23 protein-coding genes are annotated in these 21,041 nt (G+C 71.3%); 4 read left to right on the top strand and 19 right to left on the bottom strand.

The window, feature by feature from the left end; all coding sequences use genetic code 11:
- Positions 1–58: 58 nt before the first annotated feature.
- The 6 genes from N6H00_RS35395 to N6H00_RS35420 all read right to left on the bottom strand — a co-directional run bounded on the left by N6H00_RS35395 (position 59) and on the right by N6H00_RS35420 (position 8,481).
- Complete coding sequence (locus N6H00_RS35395) at positions 59–1,432, bottom strand: MFS transporter (protein WP_268975938.1); 1,374 nt, start codon at positions 1,430–1,432, stop codon at positions 59–61.
- A gap of 105 nt (positions 1,433–1,537) precedes the next feature.
- Positions 1,538–2,806: a xanthine dehydrogenase family Fe-S subunit gene (locus N6H00_RS35400; RefSeq protein ID WP_268975939.1), complete on the bottom strand. Its 1,269-nt coding sequence runs from the start codon at positions 2,804–2,806 to the stop codon at positions 1,538–1,540.
- On the bottom strand, positions 2,803–3,699 hold the full coding sequence (locus N6H00_RS35405) for an FAD binding domain-containing protein (protein ID WP_268975940.1): 897 nt from the start codon (positions 3,697–3,699) through the stop codon (positions 2,803–2,805). Before N6H00_RS35405 ends, N6H00_RS35400 begins: the two co-directional genes overlap by 4 nt.
- 8 nt (positions 3,700–3,707) lie before the next feature.
- Positions 3,708–4,487 (bottom strand): enoyl-CoA hydratase/isomerase family protein, encoded by a 780-nt coding sequence (locus tag N6H00_RS35410; protein ID WP_268975941.1) that lies wholly within the window; start codon positions 4,485–4,487, stop codon positions 3,708–3,710.
- A gap of 2 nt (positions 4,488–4,489) precedes the next feature.
- A complete protein-coding gene (locus tag N6H00_RS35415; protein ID WP_268975942.1) occupies positions 4,490–6,922 on the bottom strand; it encodes a xanthine dehydrogenase family protein molybdopterin-binding subunit in 2,433 nt (810 codons plus the stop codon).
- Positions 6,923–6,927: 5 nt separating this feature from the next.
- Positions 6,928–8,481 (bottom strand): class I adenylate-forming enzyme family protein, encoded by a 1,554-nt coding sequence (locus N6H00_RS35420; protein WP_268975943.1) that lies wholly within the window; start codon positions 8,479–8,481, stop codon positions 6,928–6,930.
- A gap of 121 nt (positions 8,482–8,602) precedes the next feature.
- Here N6H00_RS35420 and N6H00_RS35425 point away from each other — a divergent pair, with 121 nt between their 5' ends.
- A complete protein-coding gene (locus N6H00_RS35425) occupies positions 8,603–9,175 on the top strand; it encodes a PadR family transcriptional regulator (RefSeq protein WP_268975945.1) in 573 nt (190 codons plus the stop codon).
- 254 nt (positions 9,176–9,429) lie between these two features.
- Positions 9,430–10,200 carry a class I SAM-dependent methyltransferase gene (locus N6H00_RS35430; protein WP_268975946.1) on the top strand — a complete coding sequence of 257 codons (771 nt, stop codon included), beginning with the start codon at positions 9,430–9,432 and terminating at the stop codon, positions 10,198–10,200.
- A 103-nt stretch (positions 10,201–10,303) separates the two neighbouring features.
- Here the strand turns inward: N6H00_RS35430 and N6H00_RS35435 are convergent, their stop codons facing one another.
- The gene (locus N6H00_RS35435) at positions 10,304–10,948 is read right to left on the bottom strand and encodes a hypothetical protein (protein ID WP_268975948.1); all 645 of its coding nucleotides are present in this window, start codon (positions 10,946–10,948) and stop codon (positions 10,304–10,306) included.
- Between the two features lie 273 nt (positions 10,949–11,221).
- Between N6H00_RS35435 and N6H00_RS35440 the strand changes: the two genes are divergently transcribed.
- Positions 11,222–12,238, top strand: coding sequence for a permease (locus N6H00_RS35440; protein WP_268975949.1), 1,017 nt, complete (start codon positions 11,222–11,224; stop codon positions 12,236–12,238).
- Positions 12,235–12,990 carry a TIGR03943 family putative permease subunit gene (locus tag N6H00_RS35445; protein WP_268977242.1) on the top strand — a complete coding sequence of 252 codons (756 nt, stop codon included), beginning with the start codon at positions 12,235–12,237 and terminating at the stop codon, positions 12,988–12,990. The genes N6H00_RS35440 and N6H00_RS35445 overlap by 4 nt, the downstream gene beginning before the upstream one ends.
- Positions 12,991–12,997: 7 nt before the next feature.
- Here N6H00_RS35445 and N6H00_RS35450 read toward each other — a convergent pair whose 3' ends face one another.
- The 12 genes from N6H00_RS35450 to N6H00_RS35505 form a co-directional block, all read right to left on the bottom strand.
- Entirely contained in the window at positions 12,998–13,204 is a 207-nt protein-coding gene (locus N6H00_RS35450; RefSeq protein ID WP_268975950.1) for a hypothetical protein, read from the bottom strand.
- Positions 13,204–14,301, bottom strand: a complete 1,098-nt coding sequence (locus tag N6H00_RS35455; RefSeq protein WP_329618592.1) for a hypothetical protein — start codon at positions 14,299–14,301, stop codon at positions 13,204–13,206. The genes N6H00_RS35450 and N6H00_RS35455 overlap by 1 nt, the downstream gene beginning before the upstream one ends.
- Entirely contained in the window at positions 14,298–15,338 is a 1,041-nt protein-coding gene (locus tag N6H00_RS35460) for a hypothetical protein (RefSeq protein WP_268975951.1), read from the bottom strand. Before N6H00_RS35460 ends, N6H00_RS35455 begins: the two co-directional genes overlap by 4 nt.
- Positions 15,339–15,396: 58 nt before the next feature.
- Positions 15,397–16,308: a phage distal tail protein gene (locus N6H00_RS35465; RefSeq protein WP_268975952.1), complete on the bottom strand. Its 912-nt coding sequence runs from the start codon at positions 16,306–16,308 to the stop codon at positions 15,397–15,399.
- Positions 16,309–16,313: 5 nt separating this feature from the next.
- Complete coding sequence (locus N6H00_RS35470; protein ID WP_268975953.1) at positions 16,314–17,474, bottom strand: hypothetical protein; 1,161 nt, start codon at positions 17,472–17,474, stop codon at positions 16,314–16,316.
- 21 nt (positions 17,475–17,495) lie between these two features.
- The gene (locus N6H00_RS35475) at positions 17,496–18,062 is read right to left on the bottom strand and encodes a hypothetical protein (protein ID WP_268975954.1); all 567 of its coding nucleotides are present in this window, start codon (positions 18,060–18,062) and stop codon (positions 17,496–17,498) included.
- A gap of 46 nt (positions 18,063–18,108) precedes the next feature.
- Positions 18,109–18,510, bottom strand: coding sequence for a hypothetical protein (locus N6H00_RS35480; protein ID WP_268975955.1), 402 nt, complete (start codon positions 18,508–18,510; stop codon positions 18,109–18,111).
- Between the two features lie 14 nt (positions 18,511–18,524).
- Positions 18,525–18,815 carry a hypothetical protein gene (locus N6H00_RS35485; RefSeq protein ID WP_268975956.1) on the bottom strand — a complete coding sequence of 97 codons (291 nt, stop codon included), beginning with the start codon at positions 18,813–18,815 and terminating at the stop codon, positions 18,525–18,527.
- Positions 18,816–18,894: 79 nt separating this feature from the next.
- Positions 18,895–19,470: a phage tail tube protein gene (locus N6H00_RS35490; RefSeq protein ID WP_268975957.1), complete on the bottom strand. Its 576-nt coding sequence runs from the start codon at positions 19,468–19,470 to the stop codon at positions 18,895–18,897.
- 38 nt (positions 19,471–19,508) lie between these two features.
- A complete protein-coding gene (locus tag N6H00_RS35495; RefSeq protein ID WP_268975958.1) occupies positions 19,509–19,916 on the bottom strand; it encodes a hypothetical protein in 408 nt (135 codons plus the stop codon).
- Between the two features lie 166 nt (positions 19,917–20,082).
- Entirely contained in the window at positions 20,083–20,280 is a 198-nt protein-coding gene (locus tag N6H00_RS35500) for a hypothetical protein (RefSeq protein ID WP_268975959.1), read from the bottom strand.
- On the bottom strand, positions 20,277–20,945 hold the full coding sequence (locus N6H00_RS35505; protein ID WP_268975960.1) for a hypothetical protein: 669 nt from the start codon (positions 20,943–20,945) through the stop codon (positions 20,277–20,279). Before N6H00_RS35505 ends, N6H00_RS35500 begins: the two co-directional genes overlap by 4 nt.
- Positions 20,946–21,041: the final 96 nt, after the last annotated feature.

Genomic DNA, 21,041 nt, shown 5'->3' on the forward strand with positions numbered 1-21,041 from the left:
CCACCGGGGACCCGGACGGTCCGGCCCTACGCGAGCCCGGCGCACAGGATCGTCGTCGTCAACCACCATCGAGCACATCGAGCACATCTTGAGAACTGCCGCTGTACTGCTCGGCCCGTTCCGGTCGCCGGGCGGAAGCCTTGGTGCCCCGGGCATCCGCCACGGCGAGGAGCGCGAGGACGAACACCAGGCTCGAGCCGATCAGGAAGTACGCGAGTCGCGAGGGGACATGGGCGAGATCGGGGCTGAGCAGGCTGACGAACGTCGGCGTGAGGCCGCCGAGCATGAAGCCCAGGTTCCAGCTGACCGCCGTTCCCCTGGCCCGCAGTTCCGTCGGATACCGCTCGTTGAGGAAGATCATCAGTGGCGCGTAGGCCGCGTTGGACAGCATCACCATGATCATGCACAGCAGGGCGACCACGGCACCGCGCTCGCCTCCGGCTTCGGCGATGGCCCAGACGACGGCCGGCAGGGCGAAGAGGTTGCACAGCCCGAAGCCCAGCATGGTCGTGCGGCGGCCGAGCCGTTCGCTCAGCTCCCCCGCGCCGATCGCCGCGGCGACCACCACCAGGCTGCACACGAGCAGGATCAGCCCGCGCAGGCTCTCCGTGACCGGCACCACCTCACTGAGCAGGGTGGGCAGGAAGCCCGACGTCAGGTAGTACTGCGCCCCGCCACCGGCCGCGACGGCGACGTTCAGCGCCAGGATCGTCTTGCCTTGACCCCGCAGCAGTTCACGGAACGCCACCGGCTCGGCGGGCCGGCCGGTCTCGCCGCCGTCCCAGGCCGGTGACTCCTCGACCTTCCTGGAGACGAACAGGCTCAGCAGCGCACCGGCGAGCCCGCAGAAGAACAGCACCCGCCAGCCCCACGCCTCGAAGGCCGGGCCGGGGAAGGCGGCCGAGACGGCGATGTACGCCACACTGGCCAACGCCGCGCCGAGGCCCGCGCCACCGGCGCCGATCAGGCCGCTCATCAGACCTCGCCAGCGCGGACCGATGCTCTCCGTGCCCAACGTGTGCGTGCTCGCGGTGACACCGCCGACGAACAGGCCCTGCACCACCCGCAGGAGCAGGAAGAGGACGGGGGCGAGCACGCCGACCACGGCATAGGTCGGCACGAGTCCCATGGCCGCCGTGGTGAGGCCCACCCCGCACATCACGGTCACCATGGCCTTCTTGCGGCCCTTGCGGTCGGCGACCTCACCGAAGATCGCGGCGCCGGCGGGACGCATGATCACCGTAACGGCGAACGAGCCGAACACCGCGGCGATACCGAGGGTCGGGCTGGAGGTCGGAAAGATGTTCTCGCTGACCGGCCCCGCGACGTAGAGCAGCAGGAACAGATCGAAGAGGTCGAAGGACCATCCCGCGACCGAGGCGAATACCGCGGCTCGGGGCGACTTCGACCGCTGTCGGGTGTCGGACGTCATGGTGTTCCCCTCATGTCCGAGTGTGGTGGGGGGCGGGCCCCGCGGTTTCCGCGAGGGTCCGGGAGCGCCGCCGTCGGCGGCGACGGGTGGTGTTAACACCTGGTCCTAACGCTCCTTCTCGCCGCCGCGGCGGCGCTTTCCGCGTCCGGGCAGGAACCGCTTGACCCGGTCCAGCAGCGGGGCGAACACCAGGCTCAGGGCGCCAGGGGCCGTCACCGGGCCGGACGGGGCCCCGCCCGAGGTGGCCGCTTCGGCGACGGCGTCGGCGAACTGCTCGAACATGCGGCGGCTGACGTCACCGGCGAGGGCGCGGCCGAACTGGGCGATGCGGCCGGTGAGGTAGACCTTGGCGTCGGCGTGCATCGCGGTACCGGTCTCCGTGGCCTTTGTACGCAGCGTGATGTCCGCCTGGGTCTGCGCACCACCGGTGTCCTGCCCCTGGGCGATGACCCGCAGGCGGCCGGCGGAGCGGTCGTGTTCGACGATGTGCGCGAGACCGTTGAACGCCAGCTTGATCGGTCCCACCGACACCCGGGCCCGGCCCGCGTAATGGTCGTTGCCGAGGTCGTCGGTGAGTTCGGCACCGGGCAGGCAGCGTGCGAGGAGGTGGATGTCGTCGAGGACGCGCCAGATCTTCTCCTCGGGCAGGTCGATTCCGGTCGTGATCTCGACCGCGATGGTGGGATCGCCACTGAGCAGCACGATCTCCTTGTCGGTCACCGAGGCCGCCGCCGCTCCGCCGTCCTCCTGACCGGCGGAGGCGTTGCCGCCCTGTCCGGCGCGGCCGACGAGCGCCCGGTGCCCGCAGTTGCCCGGCGCGGGGATTCCCCCGGGATGCGCGCGGTGGGTCTCCCCGACCGCGGTGAGGATGTTGCGGTATCCGGTGCACCGGCAGATGACGCCCGAGAGCTCCTCCGGCAGCTCCTCCTGCGTGACCTCCGGCTTGTTCGCCAGCAGGTCGTAGGAGCTCATCAGGAAGCCGGGGGTGCAGAAGCCGCACTGCAGCGCGTGGTTGCGCCCGAACGCCTCCTGGAGCGGGTGCAGGTCGTCGGGCCGTCCCAGCCCCTCGACGGTGACGACATCCGCCCCGTCGAGCTGTACGGCGAACAGCAGGCAGGCCCGCGCGGCCTCCCCGTTGACCAGCACGGTGCACATTCCGCAGACGCCGTGTTCGCAGCCGATGTGGGTGCCGGTGAGGCCCAGGTGGTCGCGCAGCGCGTCGGAGAGGGTGACCCGCGCGGGCAGGCTGAGGACGCTGGGCGTCCCGTTGACGGTCATCCGCACCTCGACCGGGTCGTCCGCTCCCGCCTTCACCGGCCGGGGCCTGGCGGGGGGCGTCGCCTCGCGGTGCGCCGCTGCTTCGTTGACGGTCATGTGCTCACCTCGACGGAGCCCTTGCGGGCGCGCTCGTATGCCTTGGAAAGTTCCCGGCCGGCCAGGGCGAGGAGGAGCCGGCGGCGGTAGTCCCGGGACGCGTGGGCGTCGCCGTCGGTGTCCACCACCTCCTCGACCACGGCGGACAGCGGCCCCTTGAGCCGCTCCGCGGGCGCGCCGTCCCCGCTGGTGACCGCCGCGGCGAGCTGTTCGGAGACGTCACGGGTGACCGGCCGGTCGGACACGCCGAACGCGGTCATCGTCGCCTCCGGGCGGCCGCCGCGCAGGCGTACCTTCGCGGCGAGGCCCGCGAGGGCGAAGTCGCCGTGCCGGCGCGCGATCTCGGCGAACCCGAAGCCTTCGTCTGCGGCGGCGACCGGCAGTCGCACGGAGGTGAGGATCTCGTCGGGGCCCAGCGCGGTGGTCATCGCCCCGCCGAAGAACTCCCGGGCCGGAACCTGCCGGGCGCCGTCCGGCCCGGTCAGCGTCAGCACGGCGTCGAGGCAGCAGGCCACGGCCGGAAGTTCGGCCGCCGGGTCGGCGTGGGCGAGGCTGCCGCAGACGGTGCCCCGGCTGCGCAGCTCGCGGTGGCCCACCCAGGGCAGGGCCAGGCGCAGCAGCGGAATGGCCGCGCTCAGCGGGTGCCGCTCGACGCGGCGCTGCCGCACGGTGGCGCCGATGTGCACATGGCCACCGGAGCGGGCCAGCTGGTCGAGCTCCTCGATGGCGTTGATGTCGACCAGAGTGTCGGGGCGGGCAAGTCGCATGGCCAGCACAGGTGCCAGCGACTGCCCACCCGCGATGACCTTGCCGCCCCCGCCGGTTCCGGCCAGTTCGGCGATCGCGTCGGTCAGACTCGCCGGACGAACATAGGCGAACGGTGCGGCTTTCATGAATCAGCTCACCGGCCCTGGAACTTCGGGGACCGCTTCTCGGTGAAGGCGGCGACGCCCTCGGCGAAGTCGTGGCTCGACCGCAGCATGGCGTACGCCTTGCGCTCCAGCTCGATACCGGAGTAGAGCGGCGCGTCGACGCCCTTGTCCAGGACCTCCTTGGCGGTACGGGCGGCCAGCGGCGAGAAGCCGAGCAGAGCCTTCACCACGCGTTCGACCTCGGCGTCGAGGGCCGCGCGATCCTCGACGACACTGGCGACCAGGCCCCAGTCGCCCGCCTGCCGGGCGTTGATCCGGGTCGCGGTCATGACGTGGTACTTGGCGCGGGAGAGGCCGATCAGCCGGGCCAGGCGCTGGGTGCCGCCGGAACCGGGGATCATGCCCAGGCGCATCTCCGGCAGGGCGAACTCGCTGCGCTGGGTGGCGATGCGGATGTCCGTGGACAGCGCGAGCTCCAGACCGACCCCGAAGCAGTAGCCGTCGACCGCGGTGATGACCGGCTTCGGGCTGCGGGCCGGTGCGGTGATGTTCTGGCCCAGATCGGTGAAGTCGACCGGATCCAGCTCCATGAAGCCGGAGATGTCGCCGCCGGAGGAGAAGTGCTCGCCGTCGCCCTGGATGACGACGACCTGGATGTCCTCGTCGGCGTCGATCTCGGCGAAGCGGTCGGCCATCACCTGGCGGGTCTCCATGGTGATGATGTTGTACTTGCCGTGATCGATGGTCAGGTAGGCCACGCGTCCGTCGTGGCCGCGGTCCAGCCCGATGCGGCCTCCGGTGAGTGCCATGGTCACAGGTTCCTTCCGGTGTCACTGCCGTTGAGCAGCTCGTTGAGCACATTGCCGTGCAGGGGGAGGGTGGTGATGTCCGCGCCGACCGGGGCGAGCGCGTCGGCGACCGCGTTGGCGATCGCGACGGGAAGGCTCATGCTGCTGCCTTCACCGCAGCCCTTCGCGCCGAGACGGGTGAGCGGGGAGGGGGTCTCGAGGTGGTCGCTGTTGAGCTCGTACCGTGTCTCCGCCGTGGTGGGACACAGGTAGTCCATGAACGTCGCCGTGGGCTGTCCGGCGTCGGTGTAGCGCATCTCCTCGAACATCGCACCGCCGATGGCGTGTGCGAGCGCGCCGTGGATCTGGCCTTCGAGCAGTGTGTGGTTGAGGATCGTGCCCGGGTCGTGGACCGTCACCACCTGGTCGAGCTCCAGCTGCCGGGTCTCGGCGTCGATGCGCACCGTGACCAGTTCCGCGACGAAGCCGTAGCACAGGCTCGAGTTGATCTGATCGGATCTGCTGGCGGCCTTCGACTGCGGGGGCGTGAAGGCGGCCTCCTCGTACAGCCGCGCGGAGGTGCCTTCGGGGAGTGCGCCGGGGTCCCAGTGGACCAGTCCGGCCGCGTGCCGGAACGCGACCGCCCGCTCCGGTTCCGCCCGCAGCCTGATCTGCCCTTCGACGAGCTCGACGGCGTCCGGACCGGTCTCCAGCAGCGTGGCGCCGGCGATCTTGATCGTCTCCGCCAGCTTCTCACTGGCTTCCACCAGCGCGCTGGTCAGCAGGGGGGCGAACCGTGACGAGTAGCTTCCCGAGGTCACCGTCCACGGTGTGGTGGCGGTGTCCATCTCGACCACCGGCCGCACCTGTTCCAGCGGCAGTCCCAGCTGTTCGGCGACGACGGCCTGCGCGACCGTGGCGTGGCCCTGCCCCTGCGGCACGGTGCCCAGCAGCACGGAGACGATCCCGTTCGGATCGACGCTGATGCGCACGTGCTCGGTGGAACCGGACTTGCCCCGCCCCGCCGCTCGCTGCTCCGCCGGGGTGGCCAGGCCCACGTAGCCGATGTTGGTCGCCGACGGGTCGACGATCGTGGCCACGCCGATGCCGACGTACTCGCCGCGCTCGCGCGCCTCCCGCTGCCGCTGCCGCAGCGCCTGGTAGTCGGCGTTCTTCAGCAGCATCTCCATCGCCCGCTGGTAGTCACCCGAGTCGTAGATGCCGCCGGTCGGGGTGGCGTACGGGAAGTCCTCGCGCTCGACGAAGTTGCGCTGCCGCAGCTCGGCCGGGTCCAGACCGCAGACACCGGCGATCTTGTCCATCAACCGTTCCAGACCGAAGTACAGCTGCTGACCGCCGAATCCGCGGTTCAGACCGGTCGGCGTCTTGTTCGTGACCACGGCGCGGGAGCGGATCCGCACGGCGTCGATCTTGTAGGCGCCGGTGATGTTGCCGAAGCAGCGGTACAGCGTGCTGGGCTCCGGCGGGCGCAGATAGGCGCCGACGTTGTCCACCAGGTCCGCGCGCAGCGCCCGCACCTTGCCGTCGGCCGAGACCGCCGCCTCGAACCACATGACACGGTCGGATCCGGCGGAGCTGGCCAGCAGGTGCTCGACGCGGTCCTCGGTCCAGCGCACCGGGCGGCCGGCGTACTTGCTGGCCAGCGCCATCAGCGCCACGTACGGATAGATGCCCGCCTTGATGCCGAAGCTGCCGCCGTTGTCGGCCGGGATCATCAGGCGGACGCGTGAGGCGGGCACACCGAGCGCTCCGGCCAGCACCGGGACCATGGAGAAGGGGCCGTGGAAGTTCGCCCACGCCTGGACGGCGGGGCCGTCGACCTCGTCCTGCCACTCGGCGATGACCGAGTAGCACTCCATCGGGGTCGAGGAGTAGCGCGGGAAGCTGTACTTGCCCTTGACGACGTGGTCGGCCTCGGCGAAGACGGCGTCCACGTCCCCGAACGTGAAGGTGCGGTCGGTCGCCACATTGTCGTCCGCGCCATCGTGCAGCCGCGGGGCGTCCGGCAGCAGCGCCTTCTCGACGTCGACCACCGGTGGCAGCGGTTCGTAAGTGATCTCGACGAGCTCGGCGGCGTCCTCCGCGAGGTAGCGGTCCGCGGCCACCACGACCGCGACCGGTTCGCCGACGAACCGGACCTTGTCGGTGCCCGTCGGGTAGTACGGCATGGGTGCCTTGAGGGAGAGCGGAAACGGTCGCAGGGTCGCGGTGACCTCGTCGGGGCCGATCACGGCGGCGACACCGGGGTGGCGTCGGGCCCGCTCGAGGTCGACACCGCGGATACGGGCGTGCGGATGCGGGCTGCGGACGATCGCGGCGGTGAGCGTGCCGGGCAGCGGGTCGATGTCGTCGAGGAAGCGGCCTCGGCCGGTGAGCAGCGCCGGATCCTCGATCCGCGCGGTCGGCCGGTTCGGCCGTTTGAAGGTGGCGGTCATGTGGTTCACCTGTCTGCTGCGGCGTCGCTGTCGGCCAGCGGGCTGTACTGGCCGGAGCTCAGCCGACGGCGGATGATCTTGCCCGTTCCCGACTTCGGGAGCTCGTCGACGGCGATGAGCCGTTTGGGGCGTTTGAGGGACGGCAGTCCGGAGCCCTCGCGCACATAGGCACGCAGCACCGCCAGCGCGTGGTCGGGGGTCATTCCGCTGTCGGGGACGAAGAACGCGGTGGCGGCCTGGCCCCAGCGGTCGTCGGAGAGACCGACGACGACCACCTCGCTGACCGCGGGACAGCGCATCAGCCTGTCCTCGATCTCGCCCGGATAGATGTTCTCGCCACCGGAGTTGATCATGTCGTCGACGCGGCCGGCGACCCACAGATCACCGTCCTCGTCGGCCACGGCGAGGTCTCCGGGGAAGTACCAGCCCTCGCGGATGGACTTGCTGTCCGCGTCGGGCCGGTGCCAGTAGCCGGCGAAAGCCTCCGGGCTCCGCAGGGAGACGGCGATCTGCCCCTGTTCCCCCGGTCCCACCACGGCGTCGGGACTGGCGTCCGGGACCGGTTCGACCAGACGGACCCGGGAGAAGACGCCGGCTCGTCCCGCGCACCCGGGCTTGGCGATGACGTCGGGCCCGACGGTGAAGGTGTAGATCTCGGTGCTGCCGAAGTGGTTGACGAAGGACTCCGGCCGTAGCGTGTCCGCCAGTTGCTCGGCGAGCACCGGGGTCATCGACGAGCCGGCGTAGGCCAGGTTGCGCACGGACACCGCTTCCGCCAGCCTGCCGGTGCGCATCAGCGACCAGTAGATCGTCGGTACCAGGTACAGCGACGTGATCCGCTCTTCGGTGATGAGGGCGAGCGTCTCCTCGGTGTCGAACCTCACCTGCGGAACCCAGGTGCCCGCACCGACGATGGTCGCGGTCAGCGTGCGCAGCCCCATGGTGTGGAACAGCGGCATCACACCGAGCGTCGTGTCGAAGAGCGACTGTCCGCTCTGCAGCAGATGGGCGACCGCGGCGTGGTACTCGGCGGAGTGCGTCCGCGGTACGCCCTTGGGTCTGCCGGTGGTGCCGGAGGTGTAGAGCATGACGCTGATGTCCTGGTCGGACACCTGGACGTCGAGGGGGCCGTCCGGCTGGGCGAGCGCGAGGCGCTCGACCGTCGCCTCGGCCGGGTCGCCGGAGTGGGCACGAGGCAGGGAACCCATGCCGCTCAGCGCCTCCCGCGCGACGGCGGAGGTCGACGCGTCCATGATCAACAGCGCCGGCTCGGCATCGGAGAGGCAGTACGCGAGCTCCTCGGGGCCGAAGCGGAAGGACAGCGGCACCGAGACGGCACCGATCTTCTGCGCGGCCAGATGCAGGCTGGCCAGCGGCTCGCCACCGGCCATCGAGAGCACCACCCGCCCGCCGGGACGGACCCCGAGCTCGAACAGCGCCCGCGCCAGCCGGTTGGTGTGGGCGTCCCATTCGACGTAGGTCATCGGGGTCCTGCCACCCACCGCGCGGCGCCGCGGATAGCGCTCGGCCGTCCAGCGCAAAACCGTGCCCAGATCCATGGGGCATCCCTCTCCATCGCCTCTTTGCGATTGAGCGACGAACACAACATCGCATCCAGCCAACCGTCTGAAAACGATCGTCTGTTTCGGATGGTGGGGAACCTACGATATGCTTCGGATCATGTCAACGGTTCGGCTATCGACGACGTCGTATGTGGTCCTGGGGCTGATCGCGATGCGTGGTCCGTCCACGTCCTACGACCTCAAACGCGCGATCGGCCGGTCCGTGGGGTACTTCTGGAACTTCCCGCACGCGCAGCTGTACTCGGAGCCGAAGCGGCTACAGGAGGCCGGGCTGCTCGAACTGAACGAGGAGGAATCCGGACGGCGGCGCAAGTTCTACGCCATCACCGAGGCGGGCCGGACAGCGCTGCGGCGCTGGCTCGCCGAGCCGGTCAAGGAACACTTCGAACTGCGCGACGTCGCGGAGATCAAGTTGTTCTTCAACGAGCTGGCAACGCCCGAGGACGTGGCTCGGCTCGCCCGGGACCAGGTCGAGCAGCATGAGCGCCGGATCGCGGAGTACACGGACATGCAACGCCGCTACGGCAAGATCGAAGAGGTGGCCGGCCGCATGATCACCCTGGAGCTCGGGCTGGGCATGGAATACGCGGCACTGGAGTTCTGGCGCAAGGTCCACGCACAGGCGGAGAGCGGCGACTTCCCGTCGAAACCCGGAGCGGCGTGGGGCTGAGGCCCAAGGCGAGCCGAAGATCTGCGGATCGGTCGGGAGAAAGTCGCCTCGGGGCCGCCGGAATCGGCCCCTTGGCGGCCTTCCACGGGTGTCTGGGCGGCCGGTGCCCACGGTCGCGGAGAACTCCTCCACCGCCTCGCCCCCGGCCCCGCGAACGGCCGTCAAAGCCCGTGCCGCATACGGCCTGAGCTGGTCTTTCGCTGGCTCCGTGGCTATGTTTCAGCCCTCTGTGTCACCCCGGGAAAGGGGAGCGAGTGGACCGGAACATACGCACGGTGGACGACGTCCTGCGGCTGATGGACGGCTTGTTCGCGCCGGAGGCCGACCGCTGGACGGCCGGTGGTGCCTCCTGGTGGGACGGTTTCTACGCGGACCGGTCAAAACCGGTGCCGTTCTTCGCGGCCAAGCCCGACGAACATCTGGTGTCCTGTCTCGACCGTGGGCTGATCGCCCCGGGCCGGGCCCTCGACCTGGGGTGCGGCCCCGGCCGCAACGCCCTCCACCTCGCCTCCAGGGGCTTCACGGTGGACGCCGTCGACCTCTCGCCCACGGCCATCGCCTGGGCCGAGGAGCGTGCCCGGGAGACCGGGGCCGAGATCCGGTTCCACCACGGCGACGCCTTCGCCCTCACCACCGGCGAACTCGCCGGTCCATACGACCTGATCTGCGATTCCGGCTGTTTCCACCATCTTCCCCCGCACCGCCGGATCAGCTACCTCGACCTCGTCGAGCGCGTCCTGGCCCCCGGCGGCCATCTCGCCCTCACCTGCTTCGCGGCGGGCGCCATGGGCTCGGAACTCCCCGACGCGGCCTTCTACCGCCAGTCCGGGCTGCACGGTGGTCTCGCCTACACACCCGAGTCCCTGCGCTGGATCTTCTCCGGGCTGACCGAGATCGAGCTGCGCCGCATGCGCGACGAGCCCCCCGACTCCCCGCTCTTCGGGGAGCCGTTCCTGTGGACAGCCCTCTTCCGCCGCGCCACGGAGACGGGGAGCACGGCGGTCCGGGGGCCGGCCGCCACCTGACGGCCCCGGGCCGGATTCCGGCGCGGACTGCGGACGTCGGACGGCCTGGCGCCGCCCGAGTCGTGTCCGCACCGGAACCCGGACCACCACCGCCCCGGTGGGGTCACTCGCAGCCGTACTGCCAGTTCCAGCCCACGAAGGTGTGCCGCAGCTCCACGTCGAAACGGCAGCTCGCCGTCCCGTCGGCCGCCAACGCGACGTAGGAGTGGTGGGTGTTGGCGTACCAGTCGCCGGTCGGATCGAAGACGCCCTGGTACGTGAAGTCGGCGTGCGCTTCGGAGTTGACCGCGGCGCAGTCCGTGACACAGTCGTCCTTCGCGGTCTGCGAGGCGAGCGACCAGCCGGCGTCCCACGGCTCGCGGTTCCACTCCTGGGTGGCCGTGGTGCCGGCCGTCGGGATGCGGCCGTCCGCCGTCTCCCACGAGGACGTGGTGTACAGGCCCGTCATCCGGATGTTGCAGCAGTCGTACATCTCGTTCCAGCCGCGCAGCTGATGGCCGGTGGCGGCGGTGGCGGTGCCGGACGAGCGGGCCGAGGCGGCCGAGGCCGGGCCGTGCTGGACGGAGGCCGGTTCCGGCTTGCAGTCGGCGCCGATGGTGATCCGCCCCGACACGGCCTGGCCGGGCTCCGGAACCGGGAGCTCGCCGGTCAGCCGGACACCGTCACAGGACTTCGGCGCCGGGTCGGACTCCTGAGCCACCGCCACCGTCGTACCACCCAGGAGCGCCACCAGGGAGATGGCCGACACGGCCGCGATTCTTAACCGGGTGCTCACGTCTCACGCCCTTCGATCCGATCCGGTCCTCAACGGGCAGCGCACGTCTCGCCCGTGCGCCGCCCGGTCACGCGGATGATCGTAAAGGGGCGGCGCTGCGCGGGAGCGGGGGATCGCGAAGGTTGGCAGGAAGGTGGCACGTGGCATCCAACGCCCAGCGGCTGGTGGCCCGGTGGGGTGACGCCGCCGGTTCCGGCTCCGGCTAAGGTGGCCCCGGGTCCCACCGAGGGGCCCGGGGGAGGGGTGATGCACGGCGATGTCGAGGCCGAGGGGGCCGGAGGGCTGCGCACGGCCGCGCGCGTCGGCACACTGGCCCTGATCGCGGGCCTTCCGGTGGTGGTGCTCGGCGGTCTCGCCCTCTGGCTCGGGCCGCGGATCACCGAGGGGCTGGACCACCGTGCGGTGGCCGCCTGGCGGACGGTGTTCACCGCGATCGTCATCCAGGGCGTGCCGTTCCTGCTGCTGGGCACCGTGGTGTCGGCCACCATCAGCGCGTTCGTACCGGCCTGGGTCTTCACCCGGGTGCTGCCGCGCAACCCGGCCCTCGCCGTACCCGTGGCGGGCGCCGCCGGGGCGGTGCTGCCGGGGTGCGAATGCGCGTCGGTGCCGGTGGCCGGCAGCCTCATGCGGCGCGGGGTGGCCCCGGCGGCGGCGCTGGCCTTTCTGCTGTCGGCCCCGGCCATCAACCCGATCGTGCTGGTCGCGACCTATGTGGCCTTCCCCGACACACCCTGGATGGTGGCCGCCCGTCTGATCGCCTCGCTGCTGACGTCTGTCGCCATGGGCTGGCTGTGGATCCGGGCGGGCCGCGAGGAGTGGCTGCGGCTGCCGAAGGGGCCCACCGGGCACACTCCCGGCGCGAGCCGCGCGGAGGAGTTCCGCGTCTCGCTCCAGCACGACTTCCTGCACGCCGGGGGCTTCCTGGTGGTCGGCGCGGCGGCCGCGGCCACGTTCAATGTCGCGGTGCCGCACTCCGTGCTGCGGCTCTTCTCCGACTCCCTGTGGCTCTCACTGCCCATGCTGGGGCTGCTCGCGGTGGTCCTCGCGGTCTGCTCCGAGGCGGACGCGTTCGTCGCCGCATCGCTCACCGGGTTCTCGCCCACCGCCCGGCTCGCCTTCATGGTGGTCGGCCCGATGGTGGACCTGAAGCTCATCGCCCTCCAGTCCGGCACGTTCGGACGCGCCTTCGCGGTGCGTTTCTCGTCGGCCACCTGGGTCATGGCGGTGCTGTGCAGCGGACTGGTGGGGTGGTGGCTGCTGTGAAGCGCAACGTCCAGGTGTTGCTGCTGCTGTTCCTCGGCGTCGGTCTGCTGCACATCTCCCTGCTGACCGATCTGTATCTGCGCTATGTGCGTCCGGGCCTGCGTCCCGCGCTCATCGCCTCCGGGGTGTTGCTGATCGTGCTCGGAGCGGTCAGCGCCGCCCGCGACGGCTTCCCCTTCAACCGCCCCCGCACGGACGGCCACGACCACCACGACGGCCACGGCCACGACCACGCGGGCGGGCCGAAGGTGGCCTGGCTGCTGTACGTACCGGCCCTGACCATCCTGTTCCTGGCGCCGCCCGCGCTCGGCTCGTACACCGCCGCCCGCGACGAGGCGGCGGCCCCGAAGGCCCCCTCCTCCTCGTCCTCCTCGGGTGAGAGCCTCTTCCCCGCCCTGCCGGACACCGGTGTGGTGCCGATGTCGCTGAACGACTTCAGCGCCCGTGCGGTCTGGGACACCGACCGCACGCTGAAGGGCCACACCGTCCGGCTCACCGGATTCGTCACCCCCTCGGGCCACGGCACCTGGTACGTCAGCCGGCTCGTCATCAGCTGCTGCGCCGCCGACGCCCAGGTGCGCAAGGTGCGGGTGCACGGGGCCCCGGCACCGCCCGCCGACGCCTGGGTGACGGTCACCGGCACCTGGCATCCCACCGGGAAGGTGGGCACGGACGACGCCAGCCCCGCCCTGGACGCCACCGCCGTACGGCGCGTCCCCGAGCCCAAGGACCCGTACCACGACCTGGGGTGACCCAGGGTCAGTCAGGAGCCGCCGCGCCGTCCGGCGGCGGCTCGTCCGCGGAGCCCTCCTCGGCCCGCGGCGGTGCGGGCTCGACGGCCGCCAGCGGCGCCGCCAGGGACGCCGGCATCGCGCCGGGCTTGCTGTTGACGTAGGTGGTGAGCCGGTGGACCTGACGCTCCAGGGCCCTGATCCGGTCCACGATGTCCTCGGGCAGGTTCGCCATCAGTCTGCCTCCTCCAGATACAGATCGGCGGTCTCCGGGCGCCCCCGCTCCGGGGCGGTGACCTTGATGCCGACGACGCGGTAGCGGGCGTCCAGCCCCTCGGCGAACCACACGTCCTTGATGCGCAGCCGCACGGTCGTGCCGAGCAGCGCGGGCGTGGTGTCCGGACCGAGGCGGATCCGCACCGAGGGGATGACCACCGCACCGCGCAGGGCGGCGAGTTCGGACCGGGCGAACGCGTCGAGCGTCGCCTTGTCGGTGACATTGCTGTGATCGGACGAGGTGTCCAGGCGGGGGAACCCGGCCGCGAGGAGATCCTCGGCCACCTGTTCCCCGGACATCACCGGGCCGCCCGCCCCGCCTTCCGGGGTGCCGCCCCTGGCCCGCGCGGTCGTCCCGCCGCGCGTGGCGTCGCGGGGGAAGGAGTACGACAGCACATCGCCCGGCAGATCCAGCATCACCGGCTGGTCGCCCACCCGGATGGCCGGAGAGCCGAGCTGGAGCTGTTTCACCCGCCGCCCGGTCACCGGATCCCGGTACACCGCGATCCGGTGCTCGAAACCGGGCTCCATCGCCGCGAGCTGCCCGATCGCCTCCTCCACCAGGGTCTCGTCACCGTCGCTGTAGGCCACCGTACGGACCGCGGTGGGGGCCGTCGGCTGGTATTCCACGCCGATGTGGCCGCCTTCGGACCCCTGCATGTAGTCCCACAGCCGACGGACGATCTCCAGGTGGTCGAGCGTGGTGAAGCTCAGGTTCGCGCGGATGTAGCGCCGGCCCGCGTAGGAGTCGAACGTGGCCGCCTGCACCCCGACCGTGGTGAGGCCCCGGTCGTCCGTGGCCGGGGTCAGCGTCCAGACGATACCGCCCCAGCACACTTCGTTCCCCCGTTCCAGGTAGACCGCGGTGCGCCCCTCCACCAGCTCCCGGACCCGGCGGGCCATACGGGCGTCGGGCACCGGCACGGTCGCGGTGAGCGAACCGGGCTTGCCGAGGTAGTCGTCGTACTCCACCTCCCGCAGGGGCAGCACATCGATGGCCTGATCGGTGCGCAGATCGGTGAAGACGGCGCGGTAGCGGGTGTCCACGGCGGTCACGCCACCGGATCGACGCGGATGAAGCGATCGTCGAAGTGCACCCGTGTCCCCGCGATGGACGAGCGGTAGGCGGCGGTCGCCGTGTAGACGGCGCCCGGGGTCAGGTTGCCCACCGGGAAACAGGTGGAGATCGAGGCCCGCCCGGCGCCGGAGAGGGCCGCCGCCCGGTCGTCGGACGGGGCGAGCACCTCGGCTCCGCTCTGCGTCCTGAGCCGGAACGAGATGTACGCGGTGGCGTCCCCGTCGGCGGCCGTGAAGGCGCCGAAGGTGAGGGACACCCACCGGGACGCCGGGGCGGTGAAGGTGGCGGTGAGCGTGGCGACGGTGTCGGTGAGCATCTCCTGATAGGTGGCGGAGGTGGTGGCTCCCCAGTCCGCCGTGTGCCGGAGCACGGTGTCGGGGATGAGCTTCGCCCACTGGGTGCCGTCCCAGCGCTCCAGCCGCCCGCCCGCGTCGCGGTACTGGCCGACGTGCGCGCCGTTGTGCGGCGCGCCGCCGGCCGCGGGGACGATGCCGCCCAGCGCCACGGTGTAGCGACGGCGGTCGGTGATGGCCGAGGCCCAGGTGATGCCCTTGGCGGCGGACGCCCCGGCGGGTACGGCGACCTCGTGGAGGAGTTCGGCGTTCTTGGGCACGGCCGGGGCGGTGGGCGAGCTCGCCGCCGTCCCCTGGAGCACCTCCAGCGTCGCCTCGTACCTGCCCGAGCCGTCGTAATCGGTGTCGTAGACCCGTACGATCACCGCGTCCACGCGCGGCAGGCTGGCGTGGCCGTCGGCGAAGGTCAGCAGGGTGTCGGCGTCGACGGTCACGGGGTAGCCGCCCTGGGCCCCGGTGGAGGTGCCGGGCACCCACACCTGGCCGGGGGAGAGCTTGGCCTGCATACCGGTGGCGGCGGTGCCGGTGAGGTGCAACCCGCCGAACACACACCCCGCTCGGGTCAGCAGCGGTCCGGCGGAGGCCATGCCGAGGCCGACGGCCAGCCGGGTGTCCTCACGGGTCTGTCCATTGGGCAGGTGCCAGGCGGAACGAACGGTCATGAAACGGCTCCTGGATGCGGGAAGAGGCGGGTGCGGGCCGGTGGGCGGCTCGGGGCGGTCACCAGTCGGCACCGCGCCAGGTGACGGTGACGTCCGCCGCCCCGCCGGACGCGGACTCGGCCCGGAACGACAGCTGGGAGGTGCCGGGCGGCAGGGTGAACGACTCCTCGGGGGCGCTGCCCGACGTCGCGGTATGACGTCGCGACGCGGTGCCGTTGAACATCACGGTCCCCTCGGCCGTGTCGACGACGAGTTCGTCGTCCGGGGCCAGGGTGATCGCGTACTCCAGCCAGTCGCCGGTGGTGCGGTTGGCCAGCCGTGGCGTGGTGCACGGACCGGTGAACGTGATCACGGGGTGGGCGGGGGCACTGCCGGTGTTCTCCACGTTCAGATCGCCGGTGGACTCGGGGGTGCCCCAGATCAGCGGCCAGCCGAGCGGCCAGGTCAGGCCGGGCTCCGGCCGGGGGAGACCGACGGTCTCCCGCCGTGCCACCGCCTCGTAGCGGCGTGGGTCGCTCGCCTTCCACTGGAGCGTCATCTTCGCCAGGCGGCTTGCGGTGAACTGCCGGTCGGTGGGCACGACGCGCTGGGTGACCCGGGCCCGTACGGCCAGCGTCTCGCCGTGCAGCCGTACCGCGAGCCACTCCTCCTCATCGCGTACGGCGGTGGCGGCGCGCAGCGCGCGCAGCGCGTCGCGCACGGCCTGTGGCCCGGCGTCCGGGTCGGGCGCGAACCACACCTGCGCGGTGACCGTACGGGCCTGCGCCCACTGCGAACCGGGCCAGCCGCCGTGCCCCACCGGGCGGTCGGCGTCGGAGGTGTCGAGGGCGGGCAGCTCCTCCCAGCCGGTGAGCCCCTCGGCGGCGATCCAGTAGTCGGTGCCGGGGCCCATCAGCAGCCCGGCCCACTGCACCTGCCCATCGGCGGTGATCAGCGGCCCCGGTTCGGTGGTGCTGGTCCGGCTCGTCATGTCACTCACCCCCTCGCCTTCATCAGGAACATCAGATCCTCGGCGGTCTGCCGGGCGGTGGCGCCCGGGGCCTCGTGGTAGTGCTCGATGACGAATCCGCCCGGTGGCCTGCCGGAGGCGGCCGGGCCGGGCGCGGGCCCGGTGCGGGCGAGCAGCGTGTGCAGCCGGTTCAGCGGCAGGACGGCCTCGGCCTGCCCGCCCTCGGCGAGCAGCGCGAGCGTGCCGCCGGGGCGGGGCAGCACGACGCCGCCCTGGGCGAGTGTGGGGATGGTGGGGATGTTCACCCCGAACGACCGGCCGCCGATTCCCCCCGGCACCCAGGAGGGCACCGAGACCTTGACCCGGTTCAGCGCGCCGATCGCCCGGTTGACCAGCCCGATCACTCCGTTGAGCGGTCCGCGCACGGCCCCGAGCACGGCGCTGAACGCACCCCTCACGATGCCCGCCAGCCCGCTGAAGGCGCGCTGGATGCCCCTTCGGGCGGAGCGGAAGGCGCCCGGGACGCGCTCGGAGAAGAACGACAGCAGGGGCCGTACCACGGCCATGATGGCGTGGATGACCGTGGTAATGATGGTTTTGTAGAGGGTGAAGTAGGTCTTCACCACCGTCCAGATGACCTTCAGCACGACCGTGAACGCCGTCTTGATGGCGTTCCACGTCGTCTGGACCACGCGTCTGGCCACCCGCATGGTGGTGCCGATGACCTGGCCGATGATCCGGAAGGCGGCCTGGACGACGCGCTGGACGGTCTTGGACTGCAGGGCCATGTCGACCAGCTTCATGATCAGCGGCATCAGCAGGGCCATGACGGCCCCGAAGACATTCGCCTTCATGGCGGTGTTCAGGCCCTTCTGGGCCGTGGTCACCCCCTGGAGCCCCGTCTTCATCCGCCCCATGAGCCCGCCCCCGGTCGCCGCGCTGCGCCCCGCCGTACTCATGGACCTCCCGCTCTTGGCGACGGAGCGCTCGGCGGCGTCGGCGTTGCGCTGGAGGGTGCGCATCGAGGTGGCCGACTTGTCGACGTCGGCCTTGATACGGCCGACGGCGGAACCCGCCTGGGTGGCCGTACGGGCGAGCCGGGCGACGCTCGTATCGGCCTGACCGGTGCCGTTCTTGAGTTTGACCAGTGCGGACGACGACCTGTTGAGTGCCGCGATCAGTGACATGGCTGCCTCCTTCCCGGCGCGTCAGTCCAGGGCTCGGGTCAGGCTGCTGATGCGTTGTTCGAGGCGGTTGATCCGCTCGGCGGCTTCGCTGAAGGACCGCGTGTTGCCGATGTGCGCCTGCTGCTGCGGGGCGCTGCGCCGGATCTCGGTCCGCAGGGCGTCCAGCCGCCGGTTGGCCCGGGTGGCCTGGCCCAGGGCTCGGCCGGTGACGCGGCCGAGCGATTGGCGGGTGTTCCGCAACGTCACCGTGGCCTGCTCGGCGATCCGTGTCGCCCGCTCCGCCACGCCGCGTACGGTGGCGATCTCGCGCTTGAGGGAATCCGGGTCCAGACCGCGCCTCTTGTCGAGGATCTCTTGGAGGTCGAACACCGTCTTCTCGGCGTTGAACAGTTTGAAGCCGAGCGAGGCTCCGACCGCCTCGGTCTTGATGCCGCTGGTCTCGCCCTTCACCGCCGCGGGGTGCACGATGGCCTTCGCGGCGTCCACGGCGTCTTTGACGATCTTCTTGCCGGCCGTGTTCAGGGCGGCGTGCACTCTGCGGTCGATCTCTTGGCCCATGGACCTCATCGGATCGATCGATCCCGTCATCTTCCTTCCCCTCAGCTCCAGAACGCCTCGTCGGCCGAACGTCTCCTCAGCCGAAGAACCGCGCCAATTCCGCCGCCGTCGGCGCCGGCCCGGTGGCGGCCGGGCCGCCGGACGCGTCGACGGGCTCCGTCTCCGCCCCCGCTCCGGCCCCCGGCCTCGGCACCGGTACCGGCGTCTGGGGCGGGTCCGCGTACTCGTCGCGGTTGACCGACGCGAACATCCAGTTGGCGATCGCCAGGTGGTCCACGGCCGCCGCCAGCAGATGGTCGGTCAGCGTCCACTCCGCGGCCTCGCCCTCCCGCGACCGTACGAACGCCGAGTCCGGTGGCAGATGGCGCACCAGGACCGCCAGACGGCGTGAGGACAGCTCCTCGCGGTGCCAGTCGAGCAGGTCGACGCCGTAGTACCGCAGCAGATCGGCCTCCAGCGCCTCGGCGTGCTCCTCCACGAGCGCGCCGAGGCTCAGCCTTCCCCCACGCCGAGCCCGGTGTCCTGGCCGTACGCCTCCAGGATCGCGGCGATGTCCTGCACGCTCACCTCGTGTGCGCACAGCCGCTGGTAGCTCTCCTCGCCCATCAGGAGGGCGAGCAGTCCGTCCAGGTCGTTGTCCTTCAGCTCGGCCAGGGCGTGCGCGGAGCGGCGGGGGATCTCGGTGGGCAGCGAGAACGTCTCCCCGTCCACCTCGAAGTCCCAGGTCAGGCCCAGCGCTTCGAGGCGCTGGGCGCGAGCGGCGTTGACATTGAACGCGGACATGGGTGACGGCTCCTTCACGGTGGAGATCTTTCGTGGGCGGGGTCTTCGCGGCCGGGGCGGCGCGGTCGGGGCGGCGCGGTCAGGATCCGGCGAACGCCGGGTCGTTCATCAGCCAGGTGGCCAGCGGGGTGGCGTTGTCCACGGCCAGCGCCGTGAAGGTGACGCCGAGCCGGACCGCGGCCGTGCGGGTGAGCTGGAGCTCCTCGGTCTCGGTGACCTGGCCGCGGCGGATGACGAACCGGTACCTGATGACATCGCCGTCCGCGAACTCCACGCCCAGCATCCGCTCGTCCTTCTTCGGCTCGGCGGCGAGTTCATAGCGGTACACCTGGGACCCGGCCTCGGTCTCCGTCACCGCCTCACCGCCGAAGAAGAACGCCAGGGTGTCCTCGTTGAGCTGGAGGAGCTGGAACTTCAGGGTGAGGTCGCGGTCGGAGTAGACGAAGCGGGCGGGGCTGACCGACTGCCAGGTGTCCACCGGGTCGATCTTGTCCTTCTTGTTGAACTTGATGCCGTCGGTGGTGGTGTACCCGAGGTCCTTCCAGCCCGCCGCCCACTCCGTGGAGACATCGGCCGGGACGGTGGTGCCGAGCGGTGCGGTCAGGATGCGGCCGGTCCCCGCGACACGGATCTCATTGGGGTTCATTCCGGGCATGCGTGGCTCCTTGTGGCGTGATGAGGACAGGCGGCCGGCTACGCCGGGCGGATCGAGAGCCGGGCCGTGGACAGATAGCGGCTGGCCGCGGCGTGGAGGTAGTCGGGCAGCCAACGGGGGCCGTCCACCTCGGAGACATCGGTGACGCGGGCGGTGCCGAAGGTGGTGCCGCGCACGGTGAACAGCGCCGTACGGGCGGCCGTGGCGACGGTGTGGGCGGTGGGTTTGTCCGGGCCGTACACCTCGAGGTCGACCAGCGGCTGGTCCAGGTGGATGTCCTCCACCCAGACCCCGCCCGCCCGGGAGACCAGCACGGCCTTCTGGGTCCCGTCGAAGTCCGGCGGGGTCCGGTTGTCCACCAGCACCCCGGCCAGTTCGGGGCGGTTCTGCAAATGCTCGACGACGAGGCGTTCGACGTCAGGAAAGATCACCAAGGGCTCGGTCATGCGCGCACTCCTTGCTGTGGTCAGGGGCTGCGCACAGCGAAAAGCGGCGGGGCCGTGGCCCGTTCCCCGGGCACAGCTCCGCCGCTGGCACCAAGTGTGATTGACCTGGCGCCCCGTGACAACCACTTGTCGTCACTTGTCCCAAGATGACCAAGGGGTCCGCAGGTCAGTCATGTCGCCGTGCGGCGCGCTCGGCCGCGAACACATCCTCCAGCCGGTAGAGGAACGCCTTGCCCTGGCGGCCCGCGGGCCGCAGCCGCTCCAACTGCACCCACTTGCGGATGGTGGCCGGGGTGACGCCCACCTCCAGGGCGGCCACGGCGGCGGTCAGCAGGGGGTATTCGGGCGCCCGGGTGGTCCTCACCGGTTCACCGCCGGTGCGGCGGAACGGCCGTCCAGGGCGGCGGTGATCTCCTCCAGGGCGATCCCGCCGCCGGCCGAGAGCTCCGCCCACTCGCCCTCCGGCCAGGAGTGCCGGTGCGCCCGGTCCGCATGGCAGCCGCAGGCCGGGTGCGGGCAGCGGCAGCCGGGGTTGATGCACAGCACCGCCCGGCGCAGCGGGAAGGCCCGCAGCGAGACCGAGGCGCACAGCGGGCAGCGGCCGCGCAGCCGGACCACGGGCTCGGCGTCCCCGAGCGCGCCCGCGCAGCGTCGCGCCATCGCGCTGACCTCGTCCAGCAGATGGCGCATCAGCACCGGGTCGGCCTCGACCCGCTCCAGCAGTCCCGCCAGGCGTACCAGCCGGACCTCGACCGTTCCCCTGGCCGCGGGCGGCAGGCCGAGCCGGTCGTGGACGGCCTCCTCCAGCTCCACCACGCCGTCGGTGATGTCGCGCAGGGTGTCGGAGACCCGCAGGCGCAACGGTGCCGAGGGCCCGTGGCGGTCGGCGCCGTCCCGCCGCCGGCCCGCGCCCAAGCGGCGCGGGGTGGCGGCCAGCTCCGCCCGCAGTTCGGGGAACTGCCGTACCAGGACGGTGATCCAACGGCTCGCTCTGATGCGGTCAGGGTGCGCGAACGCGTCCTTGCTCAATGGAAACCCCCCGGGTCGTCTGCCTCTTCGCTCCCTATGAACCGCGGTCCACGCGGAACGGTTCCTACCGGAATGAGGCTTTCGAGGGGTGGCCGG

Origin of the sequence: Streptomyces sp. S465 (genome assembly GCF_026898115.1) — a bacterium.
Taxonomy (GTDB): Bacteria; Actinomycetota; Actinomycetes; order Streptomycetales; family Streptomycetaceae; genus Streptomyces; species Streptomyces luomodiensis.

Excerpts from the sequence above, each read along its gene's own strand:
- N6H00_RS35395 (WP_268975938.1), bottom strand. The coding sequence starts at position 1,432 with ATGACGTCCGACACCCGACAGCGGTCGAAGTCGCCCCGAGCCGCGGTA.
- N6H00_RS35400 (WP_268975939.1), bottom strand. The coding sequence starts at position 2,806 with ATGACCGTCAACGAAGCAGCGGCGCACCGCGAGGCGACGCCCCCCGCC.
- N6H00_RS35405 (WP_268975940.1), bottom strand. The coding sequence starts at position 3,699 with ATGAAAGCCGCACCGTTCGCCTATGTTCGTCCGGCGAGTCTGACCGAC.
- N6H00_RS35410 (WP_268975941.1), bottom strand. The coding sequence starts at position 4,487 with ATGGCACTCACCGGAGGCCGCATCGGGCTGGACCGCGGCCACGACGGA.
- N6H00_RS35415 (WP_268975942.1), bottom strand. The coding sequence starts at position 6,922 with ATGACCGCCACCTTCAAACGGCCGAACCGGCCGACCGCGCGGATCGAG.
- N6H00_RS35420 (WP_268975943.1), bottom strand. The coding sequence starts at position 8,481 with ATGGATCTGGGCACGGTTTTGCGCTGGACGGCCGAGCGCTATCCGCGG.
- N6H00_RS35425 (WP_268975945.1), top strand. The coding sequence starts at position 8,603 with ATGTCAACGGTTCGGCTATCGACGACGTCGTATGTGGTCCTGGGGCTG.
- N6H00_RS35440 (WP_268975949.1), top strand. The coding sequence starts at position 11,222 with ATGCACGGCGATGTCGAGGCCGAGGGGGCCGGAGGGCTGCGCACGGCC.
- N6H00_RS35450 (WP_268975950.1), bottom strand. The coding sequence starts at position 13,204 with ATGGCGAACCTGCCCGAGGACATCGTGGACCGGATCAGGGCCCTGGAG.
- N6H00_RS35460 (WP_268975951.1), bottom strand. The coding sequence starts at position 15,338 with ATGACCGTTCGTTCCGCCTGGCACCTGCCCAATGGACAGACCCGTGAG.
- N6H00_RS35465 (WP_268975952.1), bottom strand. The coding sequence starts at position 16,308 with ATGACGAGCCGGACCAGCACCACCGAACCGGGGCCGCTGATCACCGCC.
- N6H00_RS35470 (WP_268975953.1), bottom strand. The coding sequence starts at position 17,474 with ATGTCACTGATCGCGGCACTCAACAGGTCGTCGTCCGCACTGGTCAAA.
- N6H00_RS35475 (WP_268975954.1), bottom strand. The coding sequence starts at position 18,062 with ATGACGGGATCGATCGATCCGATGAGGTCCATGGGCCAAGAGATCGAC.
- N6H00_RS35485 (WP_268975956.1), bottom strand. The coding sequence starts at position 18,815 with ATGTCCGCGTTCAATGTCAACGCCGCTCGCGCCCAGCGCCTCGAAGCG.
- N6H00_RS35490 (WP_268975957.1), bottom strand. The coding sequence starts at position 19,470 with ATGCCCGGAATGAACCCCAATGAGATCCGTGTCGCGGGGACCGGCCGC.
- N6H00_RS35495 (WP_268975958.1), bottom strand. The coding sequence starts at position 19,916 with ATGACCGAGCCCTTGGTGATCTTTCCTGACGTCGAACGCCTCGTCGTC.